Here is a 14,558-nt window from a genome sequence, read left to right as displayed (position 1 = left end):
CATTCATGTACAGATTATTGTCGGCGCTCATGATTGCATGGGCGGGTGTGATAGCCAGTCCGGACGCCTGGGCTCAGGGAGGAGAGCAGCCTGCGGCGACGCTCGAGCGCGCGGATGTCGAGGCTTGGTTCGATGAAGTGATCCCAGCCGCGTTGAAAGAACACGACATCGCTGGCATGGTCATCGCCATCGTCCGCGACGGCGACGTCGTCCTGGAAAAAGGCTACGGCTACGCGGATCTCGCCACGAAGAGCGCCATGGATCCGAGCCGTACCGTGGTGCGAGTCGCTTCGGTGTCCAAATCGTTCACGGCAACTTCGGTGATGCAGCTGGTCGAGCAGGGCAAGCTCGCGCTCGACCGGGATATCAATGAGTATCTCGATTTCAAGATTCCTCCGGCGTTCGGCAAGCCGATAACGCTGCGTCATCTGCTGACGCACAGCGCCGGCTTCGAAGAAGTTTCGTATCGGCGCCATCGGCCGCCGCGCACGCTTCGTGAGTCCGTCATGGCCGTGCCGGAGCGGATCTTCCCGCCGGGAGAAGTTCCCGCGTACTCCAACTACTCCTTGGATCTTGCCGCCTACATCGTGGCGCGGGTCTCCGGCGAGCCGATCTCGGCATACGTCGCGAATCATGTTCTGGCACCGCTCGGAATGCACCATTCGGTGTTCAGCATGGTCATGCCGCGGGCGCTGCAAGCGTACGAGACGAAGTATTACTCGCAGGCTTCCTCGGCCGAGCCGTACCCGCCGGATCTGGTCAGGGAAACGATGCCGGTAGAGTCCGGTGGCGGCGGCCTGGCGACGACGGCGCACGATATGACTGCCTTCATGCTGGCCCATCTACAACAAGGGCGCTATCGTGACGTGCAATTGATGCAACCGGAAACGCTATGGAAGATGCATGCGCCGTCGTTCGTCCCGATTCCTGGAACGCAGCCGGTGGCACTCGGTTTGTTTCGAACCGACTACCGTGGTCACATGGTGATCGGACACTCCGGCGACGGCGAAGGTGCGCATGCGGATATGAAACTGCTGCCGGAGAAGAATGTCGGCATTTTCGTCGCCATGAACAGCGACGGCGCGCCGGTCGGTTTCATGCCCGCAGCATTCAGTCTGCGTGCGAAGCTGTTCGAGCAGTTCGTCGACCGGTACTTTCCGGGGGACAGTCCTCCGCAGGAGCCCACGACAGCCACAGCTTACGAGCACGCGCGGTTGGCTGCCGGCGAATATGCATGGTCGCGGCAGGCTAGAAACGATTACCAGGAGGCGCTGACGCTCATCGCCAACTTTCTGTTGCTGAAACCCTTCATTCGGGCTCACGATGACGGCACCATCGAAACGCAGCCATCGCTTACCTTCGAGAAGAACGGCCGCACCCAGCGGTGGCGTGAGGTGGCGCCGTTCGTCTGGCGCGAGGTGGATGGCGACGCCCGATTGCTGATGCGCGTGGAGGACGGCCAGGTGAGCGCGGTATGGTCGGATCAGGCGCCGTCGTTCTGGGTGAATCTGAAGGTGTCGCCGCTGCGCTCGGCCGCGCTGAATGTGCCCTTACTGCTGGCTGCGAGCCTGGTCCTTCTGCTGACAGTTCTGTGTTGGCCTGTGCAGGCATTCATTCGGCGCCGGCGCGCCGGCGCAATTGAGGCGCATGTTGGGCGTACCGAGCGCTGGTACCGCTATGCCGTGCTGCTTGCCCTCGTTTATCTGCTGGGCTGGGTCGTTGCCATCATCGCGGGCATTGGCTCCTATGCCGGCACGAACCCGTGGGCGCGGCTTTTGCAGTTCATGGGCTTGTGTTGCATCGCCGGTGCGGGCGTGGCCGCCTGGCACGCAAGACGTGTCACGGGCGTTTCGAATAAAGCATGGACTGTTTTGACCGCGGGCGCCTTGCTCTACATCGTGTGGTTTTCGTTCGTGTTCCATTTGATCAGTTATCGAATCGATTGAGGTCGCTGCGGCCGTGCGAGTAACCAAGGTGATAATCAGATCGTGGATGGCGGGCGGGGTCATGATCGCGTGGGGCATTGTCTCGGCCGCGCCCGCGGAAGACGCGGCGCTGGAACATGCCAAACGGGTCCTTCAGCAGTCCATTCTCATCGACGGGCACAACGATCTGCCCTGGGCTTTGCGCAGTAACAAGCAGGCGCAAGGTGATCTCGCCGCCTACGATCTGCGGCGAACGACGGAGGGACAGACTGATCTTGCCCGGCTTCGCGAGGGACGCGTCGGCGCACAGTTCTGGTCGGTGTACATTCCGAGCGAACTGGCGGGCGGATTCGCCCGCACCCAACTCGAGCAGATCGACCTCGCTCGCCGCATGATTGAGCGCTATCCGGAAAGCCTGCAGTTCGCGTTGACCGCCGATGACGTCCGAACGGCGCACCGCGAGGGCCGCATCGCATCCATGGTGGGCATCGAAGGCGGCCATGCAATCGAGAATTCACTCGGAGCGCTGCGGTCGTACTATGACCTCGGCGTTCGATACATGACGCTAACCCACAACTCTCACAATGACTGGGCGGACTCGGCGACGGATCAGCCGGCGCGTCATCATGGATTGACTCCGTTCGGCGAGAATGTCGTGCGCGAGATGAACCGCCTCGGCATGCTCGTGGATCTGTCGCACACTTCGCCGGAGACGATGCACGATGCGTTGCGTGTCTCTCGTGCACCTGTGATCTTCTCGCACTCCGCGGCGCGAGCGCTCTGTGACGTACCCCGTAACGTGCCAGACGATGTTCTGCGCGAGTTGCCGAAGAACGGTGGTGTCGTGATGGTGACCTTCGTCGCGCCCTTTATAAACCAGAAGGTCGCACGTATTACGGCGCCGGTGATGGCCGAACTCATCGACAAGGCTCGTGCCGCCAAGAGTGAGGAAAAGGTCGAACGGCTTTACAAGGAAGCGTTTGCAAGTGTGCGCCTGCCGCCCACGACCATCGGGATGGTAGCCGATCACATCGAGCACATCCGGGCCGTCGCCGGCATCCGTCACATCGGCATCGGTTCGGATTTCGACGGCAACGACGAGTGGCCGGCGGGCTTGAGCAGCGTGGCGGACTTTCCGAATCTGTTCGCGGAGCTCATCCGTCGCGGCTGGAGCGATCAGGACCTGCGCCTACTCGCCGGTGAGAATGTGCTCGGTGCCTTGCAGCGCGCGGAAGCTGTCGCTGCCTCGATGAGAGGCGAGTCCGCGACACATTCGTCTGCGTTCGTACCACTCCCAGAGTGCACGTCCATGCCGCACGAAGTGCGATTCTCTCGCGAAGGACTATTCGGCGACACGGATCAGCTGAACTCGCTGCTGCCAGACGAGCGTGGATCCGGCTGGCGCTCGTTGTTCGATGGGCGGAGCATGCGCGGCTGGCGCGGCTATGACAGCAAGCAGGCGCCGGCTGCCTGGCGCGTCGAAACGGGAGCATTGACGCTCGCGAAGCTGGAACCGAGCCAAAGCAGGCAAGGGCGAGCGGACCTCATCACCGATGCCGCCTTCGAGAATTTCGAGTTGCGGTTGCAATGGAAGGTCGCACCAGGGGCGAACGGCGGCTTGTTTTTTTTCGTGCGCGAGGGCGCGGCCGATCGCATCTGGAAAACAGCCCCGGAACTGCAGATCCTCGACGATGCGCATCACGAAGATGGCGCACTACCGTCGCATCGATCGGGCGGGCTCTACGATCTTTTCCCGCCTGCCTGCAACGCAGTGCGCCCCGTGGGCGAGTACAACGATGCGCGCCTCGTGGTGAATGGCAGCCATGTGGAGCATTGGCTCAACGGCTATCTGGTGACCAGATACGATCTCGACTCTGCGGGGTTTCAGGAGCGACTCGAGCATAGCAAGTTCCGTGATGAGCCGACGTTCGCGAAGGTCCGGCGCGGGTCAATCGGCCTGCAGGATCACGGCGACGCCGTCAGCTTTCGCAACATTCGAATTCGCGAGCTGCCAACGGCTGGGGGCCGCTGAATGGCGTTCATCGAACCGGACCTCGCGTCCAGAAAAAACTACGACGTCATTGTCGTCGGCTCAGGTGCCGCAGGCGGGCAGAGTGCATACACGCTGACGATGGACGGCGCGAGCGTATTGATGCTCGAGGCGGGTCGACGCTATTCGCCGCAGAGCGAGACCCCGATGTTTCAAACGCCGGATCAGGCGCCTCTGCGCGGCCACTCCACGCCGGACAAGCCGTTTGGCTTTCACGACGCAACTGTCGATGGCGGCTGGCAAGTGCCCGGCGAGCCGTATGTGAATGCGGCCGATGAGCCGACGCGACGCTTCGAATGGTGGCGCGCACGCATGCTTGGCGGACGCACCAACCATTGGGGGCGAATTTCGCTGCGCAACGGTCCGTACGATTTCAAGCCACGCAGCCGCGACGGGCTCGGTTACGATTGGCCGTTGAGCTATGAAGATGTGGCGCCTTACTACGACAAGGTGGAGATGCTGATCGGCGTATATGGTGCCAACGACGGTCTGGAGAACACTCCAGACTCGCCGCCTGGCGTGCTGCTGCCGCCGCCCAAGCCGCTGGTCAGCGACCTGCTCGTCCAACAACGCGCCAAGCGTCTCAACATTCCCGTTGTGGCTGGCCACAAGGCCGTGTTGACCCGGCGGTTGGATGCCGCGAGGTTGCCTCAGAGATTGCATCCGGGTAATCCGCGCGCGCAGGAGATTCTGCGTGCCGCCATGGAGAGCCGAGCTGCATGCTTCTGGGCAACCCCTTGCGGGCGCGGTTGTTCTATCGGCGCGAACTATCAGTCGACCACGGTTCACCTGCCGCCGGCACTTGCCACCGGCAATCTGGATATTGTGACTGATGCGATGGTGCGTGACGTGATGCTCGATGCTCGTGGACGTGCCTCGGGAGTCCGCTTCGTCGATAAGAGAAGCGGCAAGGAGCGCGAGGTGCGTGCGCGTGTGGTCGTGCTGGCTGCGAGTGCATGCGAGAGCGTCCGGATTTTGCTCAATTCCAAATCGGCGTCGTTTCCCGACGGACTGGCGAATTCCAGCGGCAAGGTGGGCCGGTACCTGATGGATACTGTCGGCAGCGATCTGATCGGGCAGGTTCCGCTGCTGGAAGGCTTGCCGCCGCACAACGAAGACGGAGCGAGCGGCGATCATATGTACGCGCCATGGTGGCTGTATCGAGACCAACTTGCCGGAAAGCTCGACTTCGCGCGCGGTTATCACATCGAGTTCTATGGCGGACGACGCATGCCGAACATGCACACCATGGCCCAGCTCGAGTGGTTGACGGGCGGCAGCTATGGCCGCAAGTTCAAGGAGGACGCGCGCCGCTACTACGGCTCGTTTGTCTATTTCTCCGGGCGCGGCGAGATGATTCCAAACGAGGGCTCGTACTGCGAGATCGATCCGCACGTCAAGGATCGCTGGGGCATCCCGGTGCTGAGCTTTCATTGGCAATGGTCCGAGCACGAGTTGCGGCAGGCGGTCCACATGCAACAGACCTTCGCGAGAATTGTCGACGCCATGGGAGGCCGAGTGCGCGGCGAGCCTGTCTTGCAGGCAGAGAGGGCAATTGCCTCTGGCGGCTCCATCATTCACGAGGTCGGCGGCGCCATCATGGGCAGTGACGCGCGCCATTCGGTCACCAACGCCTGGGGGCAAACCTGGGACGTGAAGAACCTGTTCGTTGCCGACGGTGCAGTGTTCGCGTCGAACGCGGACAAGAATCCGACGTTGACGATCATGGCGCTCGCCTGGCGCTCGGCGGATCGCATCCTCGATCTCATGCGTCGCAAGGAGCTGTGAACATGACATTCGAGCCGGTCAGGGTGGATCGACGTACGACACTGAAGTGGGTGTTGGCGGCCGCGGCGACTTCGTTGCTAGCGCGAGAGAGGGCGGCTGCGGCGCCTGGGCCCGGCCCGGCATCATCGGCAGGCTACGGCACCGATCCCGATCTGCAGAGGATATATGCTCCGGGCGAGCTATGGTCCCTCACGTTGACGGCTGAGCAGCGCGTCACCGCGGCGGCGCTGTGTGACTTGATCATTCCGGCGGACGAGCGCTCAGTCAGTGCGTCGTCCGCGGGCGTGGTTGACTTCATCGATGAATGGATCAGCGCGCCTTACCGGGAGCAGCGGGCCGATCGAGAGATGGTCATCGCAGGCTTGCGTTGGATGGATGAGGAGGCTGTAAAGCGCTTCTCACGGCCGTTCGCCGCACTTGATGTCACGCAGAGCATCGCCATCGCGGATGACATCTGCTATCTGCCGAAAGCGCAGCCGCGGTGCGTCGAAGCTTCGAGGTTTTTCGCGCGCTATCGAGATCTAACCGCAGGCGGTTTCTACGCCTCGACCATTGGCTGCAAGGATCTCCAATATGTCGGCAACATTCCGCTCGCTCGGTTCGATGGGCCTCCGCTGGAGGTGCTGCGGGCGGTGGGCTTGAGCTAGTGCGTCGGCGCATCGCTGGGCTTGCAGAGCGGCCCTGGGTGATGGTCGGTCATGAATCAGTTCACCCGACGGATCATCGGCTTCGCGCTGCAAGCCCGACACGGCGCGCGCCGTATTCGCGATCCGGCGGAGCGGTCCGGACTTCTCCGGCCCATCGAGAAATTTTGGAACGTCAAAGATTTCTCGGAATCCCCGCGCTACCCGGCTTCGCGCGGGTTCGGTTGGCGATCGCATCCCAGTCCTGCACACTCCAGCGGCGCAGGGTGCATTGCATTACGCGGCTCTTCACTGCTGGATCTGCGGCGATGATCGCCTGCGCCGCTTCGTCGCTTTCTGCTTCGAATGCCGCCGCGCCGCCGTCATCTGGAAAACCACCCGCGAGCCTCAGTCTTCCCTGCAGATGCAGGTTCAGTATGTATCGTCCGTGCTCGCGCAGAGGCTGCGACGCCGTTGGCTGCCCCTCTATCCAGCCAGGCCCGGGACGATACACCGCAAGATACAAACCTGGTCCACGCGGCTGTTTCTCCGAACCGAAAGCGGCAAACGGTCGCGCCAGAAGCGCCGCCGCTCCGGCGAGCGAGAGCCGCAATAAAGCTCGACGTGCGATCATCCGGATGTGCATGCGTCCTGTCCTTGCCCTGGATATCGTGGAGTGAGTGATCATGCAGCTTCACATCGGCCACTTGGCCACGTCGCATTTGCCGGGCAAGGTGAATTCCAGCCTGGAGAACGCCGCGTACAGGAGCCGTGTCGACCAGGGCGGTGTGCCGGTCTCGACGATGGCTTTGAGTCGCGACAAAATGAGTGGAACGCCGCCTGCAATGCCTTTGGCGGTGGGAGTTCCGGTGGGGATGTTGTCCACGACCAGCGTCACCTCCACGCCGCCGGTGACTGGCTTCAGCTCGTATGTAACCAGGCATGGCGGATCGTCATAGCCGGCGAAGCGGAAGGAATGAGCGAAGCGGCGGGGCGGGTCGTACTCGAGCACCTGCCCGACCACCATGACCTTCTTGCCACTGGAGGTGCGCATTTGCATGGGTGCGCCAGGCGTCAACGTTTGTGCGTGCAGCCAGGTATTGAAGACGGCCAATTGCGGTTCGTCCTGTTTGGTGAGTTCGCGCCAGATGGCTTCCAGGCTGCCGTTGATGATGATGCGTGAGACCATTCGACGATCAGTGCTCATTCTTCGTTGCTCCGTTCAACCGCATATTTCAATCGAGTGAGGCGTCCGGCCCAGAACGATCGATACTGATCGCTCCATCGCTCGTGTATCACCTGCAGCGGAGCGAGGTTCACGTACAGCGGACGATCCCGTCCCACCTTCTGCGACGTGAGCAGTCCCGCCTGCTCCAGGACGTTGATATGTTTCAGGACTCCAATGCGACTGAGGTCGAAGTGCTCCACCACTTCACTGACGCGACAACCCGGGGCGGCCGCCACAATATCTATGATCTGCCGCCGCACCTGGCTGGCGAGCGCTTGAAAAACGGTGTCGAGTTCGTGTTCTTGCATAGGAGTCGATAGGTAACTATATTGTTACGTGAAGAGTCGGCCTGTCAAGAAGAGATATCTACGAGGACCAGCCATGGGGCACCCAGTTACCGTCTCCGGGTTCGATCACATCGTGCTTCGCATTCGTGACAAGCCGCGAATGCTCGGATTCTATCGAGATGTGCTGGGACTCGCGGTCGACCGCGATCGCGTAGAGCTCGGCCTCACGCACATGCGTGCCGGTTCGGACCTCATCGATCTGGTGACCATCGATGGGCCGCTGGGCCGAAAGGGAGGAGCAGCGCCCAGCACAGATGCACGCAATCTCGATCACTTCTGTCTTCGGGTGAGGCCATTCGACGAGACGGCAATTCGAGAGCATCTGGCCGCGCACGATGTGGAGGTCATCGAGGCTGGTGAGCGCTATGGCGCCGATGGCGACGGAATGTCTCTCTACATTCGTGACCCCGAGGGCAACGTCATCGAGCTGAAAGCGCCGTCGTCATAGTTGCGCGCTGTCCTCGGAGCAAACTCGCCGGCGCGAGCATGGAATACGATCGAGGTCGCGAGAGCGGGATGTTACTCACGCTGCATCAGGGATGGCTTTCGGCTGGCTGATTGAAATTCTGCGGACCACAGGAGAAGAAAGAAGCGAGCGGCCACAAGACCGACGCAATGCTCGATCTGTACGATCACGAAGTGGCGGTGGTTGAGCCGGCGACGCTCGGCGAAGCCGGAAGAGTTTTATAGCGAGTTTTATAGAGGCGGAAACTTCGTAGTCTGCGGTCCGCAAAAATTCGATCGTGGCTTTCTGGAGTGGCCAGTTGCCGTAGCTATGGCATCATCGCGGCGTGCTTAGCGCGTTCTCCATCATCGTTCGCCTGGCCTGGGACCTGCTCCAGTGGTGGGGGCTCTTGCTTCGACCGCGCGAATCGTTGGAAGCGGAGATTCTGTTTCTACGTCGCCAGCTGGCGCTGTATCGGAGCGCGGCGTCAAGCTGAGGCGGGTCGATGCTGCGACTCGAATAATGCTGACGCTTCTATCGCGGTGCTTCGACTGGCGATCTGCGTTGGTGGTCGTTCAGCCTGAAACGCTGATTCGCTGGGCATCGAGCGGGCTTTCGGCTGTGGTGGCGATGGAAGTCGCGGCCCGGGCGGCCGCCGATTCCGAAGGAACTCCGCGAGCTGATCCGCCGGATGGCGCGAGAGAATCCCGCGTGGGGTCAAGAGCGCATTGCGAACGAGCTACTGTTGAAACTTGGGCTTCAAGTGTCACCGCGCACGGTGGCCAAGTATATGCCGCGACCCGCGTCAGGCCGACCGCGCGGAGATCAGCGATGGTCGACCTTCCTTCGCAATCACGCGTGAGCCATCATCGCGTGTGATTTCTGTGTCGCGGTGACCAGCACGTTCCGAGTCTTGTACGTGCTCGTCGTCATCGAGCATCACAGCCGTCGACTGATTCACTTTAACGTGACAGCGCATCCGACTGCCCAATGGACGCGGCAGCAGCTGCGCGAGGCGGTCGGATGCGAGGAGCGATACGCGTACCTGCTGCACGATCGCGACAGCATCTTCTCGGCCGAGCTGGATGCGTCGATCCAGCGGCTGGGTCTGCGCGTACTGAAGAGCCCGCCGCGAAGTCCAAAAGCGAATTCTATTTGTGAACGTGTCCTGGGTACCCTTCGTCGCGAATGTTTGGACTGGCTCATTGCGCATTACAATCGCGGACGTCCTCACTCAGCCTTGGGCCCTGGCGTTCCCGATCCTCCCGCGAATTCGACCGTGCCGTTGTCGAAGTCGCGGCATCGGCTCGATGATTTTCGTTTGGTTCAGGCCAACCCGATACTCGCTGGATTGCATCACGAGTACTCGTTGGCGCGCGTGTGAACAAGATCGGCTCGGCCGAGACCGGTCCGGCTGAGATAATTGCGGACCAGTGTGCTGCAGAAGCACGCGGAAGAGGAGTTCATCATGAACTAACATGCCGTGTGGCGAAGCTGCACGATTGATGAGGGTAGGCCCCTCGGGATCGGCTTTCAGGAGCAGGTCCCAAACCACTCCAAGCTGCTGCGGTCAAGAGCCGTGGTGGTGAGCGTTGGAGCAAAAGCGCGAACCGAGAGTTCGTGCAGGTGGGCATCCGAGAGACGAACGAAAGTGAACCTTCGAAGACGCGTCGTTAATTATTCAAGTGTCGTCAAAACCGGGACCGTGGTCTGATCCTGGGATCAACCTGTCAGGTGCCTGATGACTGGGCAGGTGGCGACCGGCGTTGAGGGGGCGTGAAGCGGATGTGGGCGATCGTGCGGAACTGCAGGAACCAGTCGCTGTGATGCCAAGGGAGAAGTTCAAGCGGCCAAAACCGTGAGGCGAGCGTACCGATGCACGGCACTGGGGCGGACCGATCCGTAAGAGCGATGAAGGTTCGTAATGGGACCAGAGCGAAGGGATCGGGTCAGCGAGTCGTAGGCTCGAAACAACCGGAAACGGGAGGATCTCGATGACTGCGATAGACAAACCGTTCAAGATTGATCAGAAGCAAGTGCTTGAAGCGTATAAGGCGGTCAAATCCAGTGGAGGTGCAGCCGGAGTGGATGGGCAGACTCTCGAGGAGTTCGAAGCAGACTTGAAGAATAATCTCTACAAGCTGTGGAATCGAATGAGTTCGGGAAGTTACTTTCCGCCGCCGGTACGCGCCGTCTCCATACCCAAGAAGTCTGGAGGCCAGAGGATTTTGGGTGTGCCCACCGTGGGAGATCGCGTGGCGCAGATGGTTGTCAAGCAAGCCGTTGAGCCAATACTCGACGCCGTATTTCTACCCGACTCCTACGGTTATAGACCGGGGAAGTCGGCGCTCGACGCTGTTGGGATCACCCGAAAGCGCTGTTGGAAGTACGACTGGGTGCTGGAGTTTGATATCAAAGGTCTGTTCGACAACATCGACCACGAACTGCTACTGCGGGCAGTCCGGAGACATGTGAAGTGCACGTGGGCGCTGCTGTACATCGAAAGATGGCTTACGGCGCCGATGGTACGGGAAGATGGAACGAGAGTTGAGCGAGATCGCGGGACCCCACAAGGGGGCGTGATTAGCCCAATTTTATCGAACACCTTTCTGCACTACGCGTTCGATCTCTGGATGACACGGAACTACCCGGACCTGCCATGGTGTCGATATGCCGATGACGGGTTGGTGCACTGTCGAAGTGAGAAAGAGGCGCTCGCCCTCAAGGCGGCACTTCAAACTCGCTTGGCAGAGTGCCATCTGGAATTGCATCCGACCAAAACCCAAATCATCTACTGCAAGGATGGGAAGCGAAAGCGTCAGTATCCGAACGTCAAGTTTGACTTTCTCGGCTACTGCTTTCGACCTCGCCTGGCAAAGCGTCTGCGGGACAACTTACTTTTTTGTGGGTTCAATCCGGCAGTCGCTTCCTCGGCCATGAAGGCCATGCGGGAGACGATTCGGCAGTTGAACCTCCGGCGTCAATCGCAGCGCTCGCTGGACGACATCGCCCGTTTGATTAATCCACTTCTTCGGGGGTGGATACACTACTACGGACGATTCGCACCATCGGGTCTGTCCCCTGTGCTTCGATACGTGAATCTCACGCTCGTTGCATGGGCGATGCGGAAGTTCAAGCGCTTCAAGGGGCGCAAGGTTCGTGCGGGCCGTTTCTTCGAACGGCTTTCCAAGGAACGCGCGGACCTATTTGCTCATTGGAAGGTCGGTATGACCGGTGTGTTCTGCTGATGGGAGCTGAGTGAGGCGAGAGTCTCATGCTCAGTTCTACGAGAGGCCGGTGGCTTCCGCCGGCCTACTCACCCAGGCGGCGTAAGAAACATCCATCGTGGGATGTCGGCGACGAAGCTAACGTCCCGACCTCATCATTGCGAATGATGCGGTTGGCTGGACGCCGCGAGCGTCACGTCGGCCGAAATGTATTCATTCTGTGTTTGGGAGCCTTGTCACGCGACCTCGCGTCTAGGAGGTGAGGTGCGTAAGCGCATGATCCGAATGCAGGAAAGTGGTGGGCCGTATAGGACTCGAACCTATAACCAACTGATTAAGAGTCAGGTCAAACGATCAGGAAAATCGCGGGGTTGGGGTGTGTCATGAACGACTGAAGCTGAAACAGTCGGTGCTGTAACGAAGATGAGGGTAGGTCCCTCGGAGTCGCCTTTCAGAAGGTGGCTTCAAACCGCCCACTGCCGCTGCGTTCAAAAGGCGTGGTGGTGAGCGAGTGGGGTAAGGCGTGGAAGACCACGTTGGGTGAGTGCCAAGGAGATGAGCGCAAGCGAACCGCTGTTGACGTGTCGAAATGGAGAAGATGTTGTCGAAACCGGGGACGCCCAACTTTCCCGGGATGAAGCCTGCGGGGAGTCTGATTACTGCGCAGGTGGCAACCGGCATATAGGCGGCATGACCTTGGTACAGGCTTTGTTATGGAACATGAGAACCTGCATCTCGATGGGAAGGGAAAGCGGCGAGTGGCGACCCACGTCACGAGTGCGAATACCGATGCGAGCTGCAGGGGCCGAGCAGTCCGTAGTAGTGATGAAGCGGCTGTAATGGCCGGGGAGCGAAGGGGCTGCGTTGTTGTGGATGATGGAGTTAACCAACCTCGCAAGAGGGATGAGTCGATGAAATCAGCCAAGTCATTTGCAATATCGAAGCGCATGGTCTACGAGGCATGGAAGCGCGTGAAAAGAAACCGAGGCGCAGCGGGAGTAGACGAGCAGAGCGTTGCTCAGTTTGAGGAACACCTCAGCGGCAATCTCTACAAACTCTGGAACCGCATGGCCTCGGGCAGCTACTTTCCGCCACCCGTCAGGGAGGTTCAGATCCCCAAGCGTTCAGGCGGAGTCCGTACGCTTGGGGTGCCGACGGTGGCAGACCGGATTGCGCAGGCGGTCGTGAGGGGCTACCTCGAACCGTTGCTTGAACCGCACTTTGACAAGGACTCGTACGGTTTCCGTCCGGGTCGTTCGCCGAAGCAAGCGGTTCAAGTCACACGCGAGAGATGCTGGAGGTACAACTGGGTGCTTGAGTTCGATATCAAGCGCGCCTTCGATAACCTCGATCACGACTTGCTGATGAAGGCTGTGCGCAAGCACACGGAGTGCCGATGGGTGGTGCTATACATCGAACGGTGGCTGAAGGCTCCGTCGATGGGAAGCAGTGGTGAGGTTCATGCGCGTACGCGAGGGACGCCGCAAGGGGGAGTTATCAGCCCGCTACTCATGAACCTCTTTATGCACTACGCGTTTGATCTGTGGATGCGACGGGCCGTGCCCAATGCACAGTTTGTCCGATACGCCGACGATGCGGTCGTGCACTGCTTCACTGAGAAGCATGCAATCTCTGCGAAGGAGAAGATTGCAACGCGCCTCGCGGCGTGTGGCTTAGAACTTCATCCGGAGAAAACACGGATTGTGTATTGCCAGGTGAAGCGGTCAAGGATTTCTTGGACACACGGTTGCGGGTAATTCGATTCTCTCAGGCCGCCAATCTGGTATTGGCGGCGTAGTACGCTCGACGCACGTGCGCCGGTGACTGATGCTGATGCCGTTCGATCATCCAGCGCTCATTGTAGAGTTCCGCCCAGTCGATGAGCGCGCGACGCAGTTCCTCGATCGTCGCAAAGGATCGGATCCACAGCAGCTGTTCCTTTAGCGTGCGAATGGCGCGCTCGGCGCAGCCGTTGCCTTCGGGCGCGCGCACGAACGATGGGCTCGACTGGATGCCGAGGAAGGCGATCTCCTGCTGGAACGCGTCGCTCATGTACTGGCTGCCATGGTCGTGCCGCAACTCCAGGCCGGTGGCGACGTTGCGTGCGATCGCCCCGAAGTGCTTGCGTACTCCCTGGCGGATCGGTTCCAGCGCCTCCCAACGCGTCGCACGCTTGACCGCGTGGATGCCCACGATTTCCGCGGTGTAGTGATCCACGGCGAGCAACACCGAGGCCTGACCTTCCTCGAGCGTGAAGGTCGTCGTCAGATCGGTGCCCCAGCGCAGATCCGGCGCGTCCGGAATGATCGTACCCTCATGGCTCTGCGGTCCGCGCGGCCTACCGCATCGTGTCGGCGCCTGCAGGCCGTGTTCACGCATCAACCGCAGCACGCGCGGCTTGCTGGTGCGAATGCCGGCGAAGCGCAGCTTCGCCCACACCTTGCGATAGCCCTCGCCCAGAAAAGGCGAACTGCTCAACTGCGTGCGAATCTGTTCCACCAGCTCCTCATCGCTCCAGGGCGTTCTTGGTCCGCGACGCACACTCGACACCGTAGCCTTGGTTCGACGCTGCGCGTACACGCTGGAACGCGCCACGCCGGCCACCTCACACACCACACTCAAACCGCAGCGTTCATTGCGGGAAATCGAAATCGCGGCTCTCACAGCTTCGACTTCCCAGGCGCTAAAGGGCCCGCTTTCCTCTCGTACACTTCAATCACTTCACGAGCGACTTCAAGTCGTAACGTCGTCGCGCCGAGTGCCTTCTGCAACTGCGCGATCTTCTCGTCGCGCGAATCCACCTCGCGGCTCCTCAAACCCGCCAGGCCATTCTCCAGAAAGACATCGCGCCAGCCGGACAACGTCGCCGCATTCACCTTCAGCTCCCGCGACAACGTATCCAGATCCTCGCCCTTCAGAAGTCGC

12 protein-coding genes and 2 pseudogenes are annotated in these 14,558 nt (G+C 60.5%); 9 read left to right on the top strand and 5 right to left on the bottom strand.

Features of this window, described 5'->3' with window-relative positions; all coding sequences use genetic code 11:
* The first annotated feature begins 5 nt into the window (after window positions 1-5).
* From VGE08_RS10670 to VGE08_RS10655, 4 genes are read left to right on the top strand one after another with little or no spacing between them, the layout of a single operon-like run.
* Window positions 6-1,946, top strand: coding sequence for a serine hydrolase domain-containing protein (locus VGE08_RS10670; RefSeq protein ID WP_331067862.1), 1,941 nt, complete (start codon window positions 6-8; stop codon window positions 1,944-1,946).
* A 46-nt stretch (window positions 1,947-1,992) separates the two neighbouring features.
* A complete protein-coding gene (locus tag VGE08_RS10665; protein ID WP_331067861.1) occupies window positions 1,993-3,957 on the top strand; it encodes a membrane dipeptidase in 1,965 nt (654 codons plus the stop codon).
* Window positions 3,958-5,763, top strand: coding sequence for a GMC family oxidoreductase (locus VGE08_RS10660; protein WP_331067860.1), 1,806 nt, complete (start codon window positions 3,958-3,960; stop codon window positions 5,761-5,763).
* A gap of 2 nt (window positions 5,764-5,765) precedes the next feature.
* The gene (locus VGE08_RS10655; RefSeq protein ID WP_331067859.1) at window positions 5,766-6,410 is read left to right on the top strand and encodes a gluconate 2-dehydrogenase subunit 3 family protein; all 645 of its coding nucleotides are present in this window, start codon (window positions 5,766-5,768) and stop codon (window positions 6,408-6,410) included.
* Between the two features lie 172 nt (window positions 6,411-6,582).
* Here the strand turns inward: VGE08_RS10655 and VGE08_RS10650 are convergent, their stop codons facing one another.
* From VGE08_RS10650 to VGE08_RS10640, 3 genes are read right to left on the bottom strand one after another with little or no spacing between them, the layout of a single operon-like run.
* Window positions 6,583-7,020 (bottom strand): hypothetical protein, encoded by a 438-nt coding sequence (locus tag VGE08_RS10650; RefSeq protein WP_331067858.1) that lies wholly within the window; start codon window positions 7,018-7,020, stop codon window positions 6,583-6,585.
* A gap of 60 nt (window positions 7,021-7,080) precedes the next feature.
* A complete protein-coding gene (locus VGE08_RS10645; RefSeq protein ID WP_331067857.1) occupies window positions 7,081-7,593 on the bottom strand; it encodes an SRPBCC domain-containing protein in 513 nt (170 codons plus the stop codon).
* On the bottom strand, window positions 7,590-7,922 hold the full coding sequence (locus tag VGE08_RS10640; RefSeq protein WP_331067856.1) for a helix-turn-helix transcriptional regulator: 333 nt from the start codon (window positions 7,920-7,922) through the stop codon (window positions 7,590-7,592). The genes VGE08_RS10645 and VGE08_RS10640 overlap by 4 nt, the downstream gene beginning before the upstream one ends.
* Window positions 7,923-7,995: 73 nt before the next feature.
* Between VGE08_RS10640 and VGE08_RS10635 the strand changes: the two genes are divergently transcribed.
* From VGE08_RS10635 to ltrA (VGE08_RS10620), 5 genes and pseudogenes are all read left to right on the top strand, one after another.
* The gene (locus tag VGE08_RS10635; RefSeq protein ID WP_331067855.1) at window positions 7,996-8,409 is read left to right on the top strand and encodes a VOC family protein; all 414 of its coding nucleotides are present in this window, start codon (window positions 7,996-7,998) and stop codon (window positions 8,407-8,409) included.
* 616 nt (window positions 8,410-9,025) lie between these two features.
* A complete protein-coding gene (locus VGE08_RS26545; RefSeq protein ID WP_414717476.1) occupies window positions 9,026-9,268 on the top strand; it encodes a helix-turn-helix domain-containing protein in 243 nt (80 codons plus the stop codon).
* 30 nt (window positions 9,269-9,298) lie between these two features.
* Entirely contained in the window at window positions 9,299-9,790 is a 492-nt protein-coding gene (locus tag VGE08_RS10630) for a hypothetical protein (protein ID WP_331067854.1), read from the top strand.
* 610 nt (window positions 9,791-10,400) lie between these two features.
* Window positions 10,401-11,654: a group II intron reverse transcriptase/maturase gene (gene ltrA / locus VGE08_RS10625; protein WP_331067853.1), complete on the top strand. Its 1,254-nt coding sequence runs from the start codon at window positions 10,401-10,403 to the stop codon at window positions 11,652-11,654.
* A gap of 890 nt (window positions 11,655-12,544) precedes the next feature.
* Window positions 12,545-13,378 (top strand): annotated as a pseudogene (gene ltrA, locus VGE08_RS10620) (group II intron reverse transcriptase/maturase); the annotation flags it as partial.
* 22 nt (window positions 13,379-13,400) lie between these two features.
* Here ltrA (VGE08_RS10620) and VGE08_RS10615 read toward each other — a convergent pair.
* Window positions 13,401-14,297 carry an IS3 family transposase gene (locus VGE08_RS10615; RefSeq protein WP_331067851.1) on the bottom strand — a complete coding sequence of 299 codons (897 nt, stop codon included), beginning with the start codon at window positions 14,295-14,297 and terminating at the stop codon, window positions 13,401-13,403.
* A pseudogene (locus VGE08_RS10610) lies at window positions 14,294-14,558 on the bottom strand (IS3 family transposase); the annotation flags it as partial. The gene VGE08_RS10615 and the pseudogene VGE08_RS10610, both read right to left, overlap by 4 nt.

The sequence above is a fragment of the Steroidobacter sp. genome (assembly GCF_036406195.1).
In the GTDB taxonomy this organism is placed as follows: domain Bacteria; phylum Pseudomonadota; class Gammaproteobacteria; order Steroidobacterales; family Steroidobacteraceae; genus Steroidobacter.
Note: the sequence above shows the minus strand (reverse complement) of the source record. Positions and strands in the feature narration are given on the sequence as shown.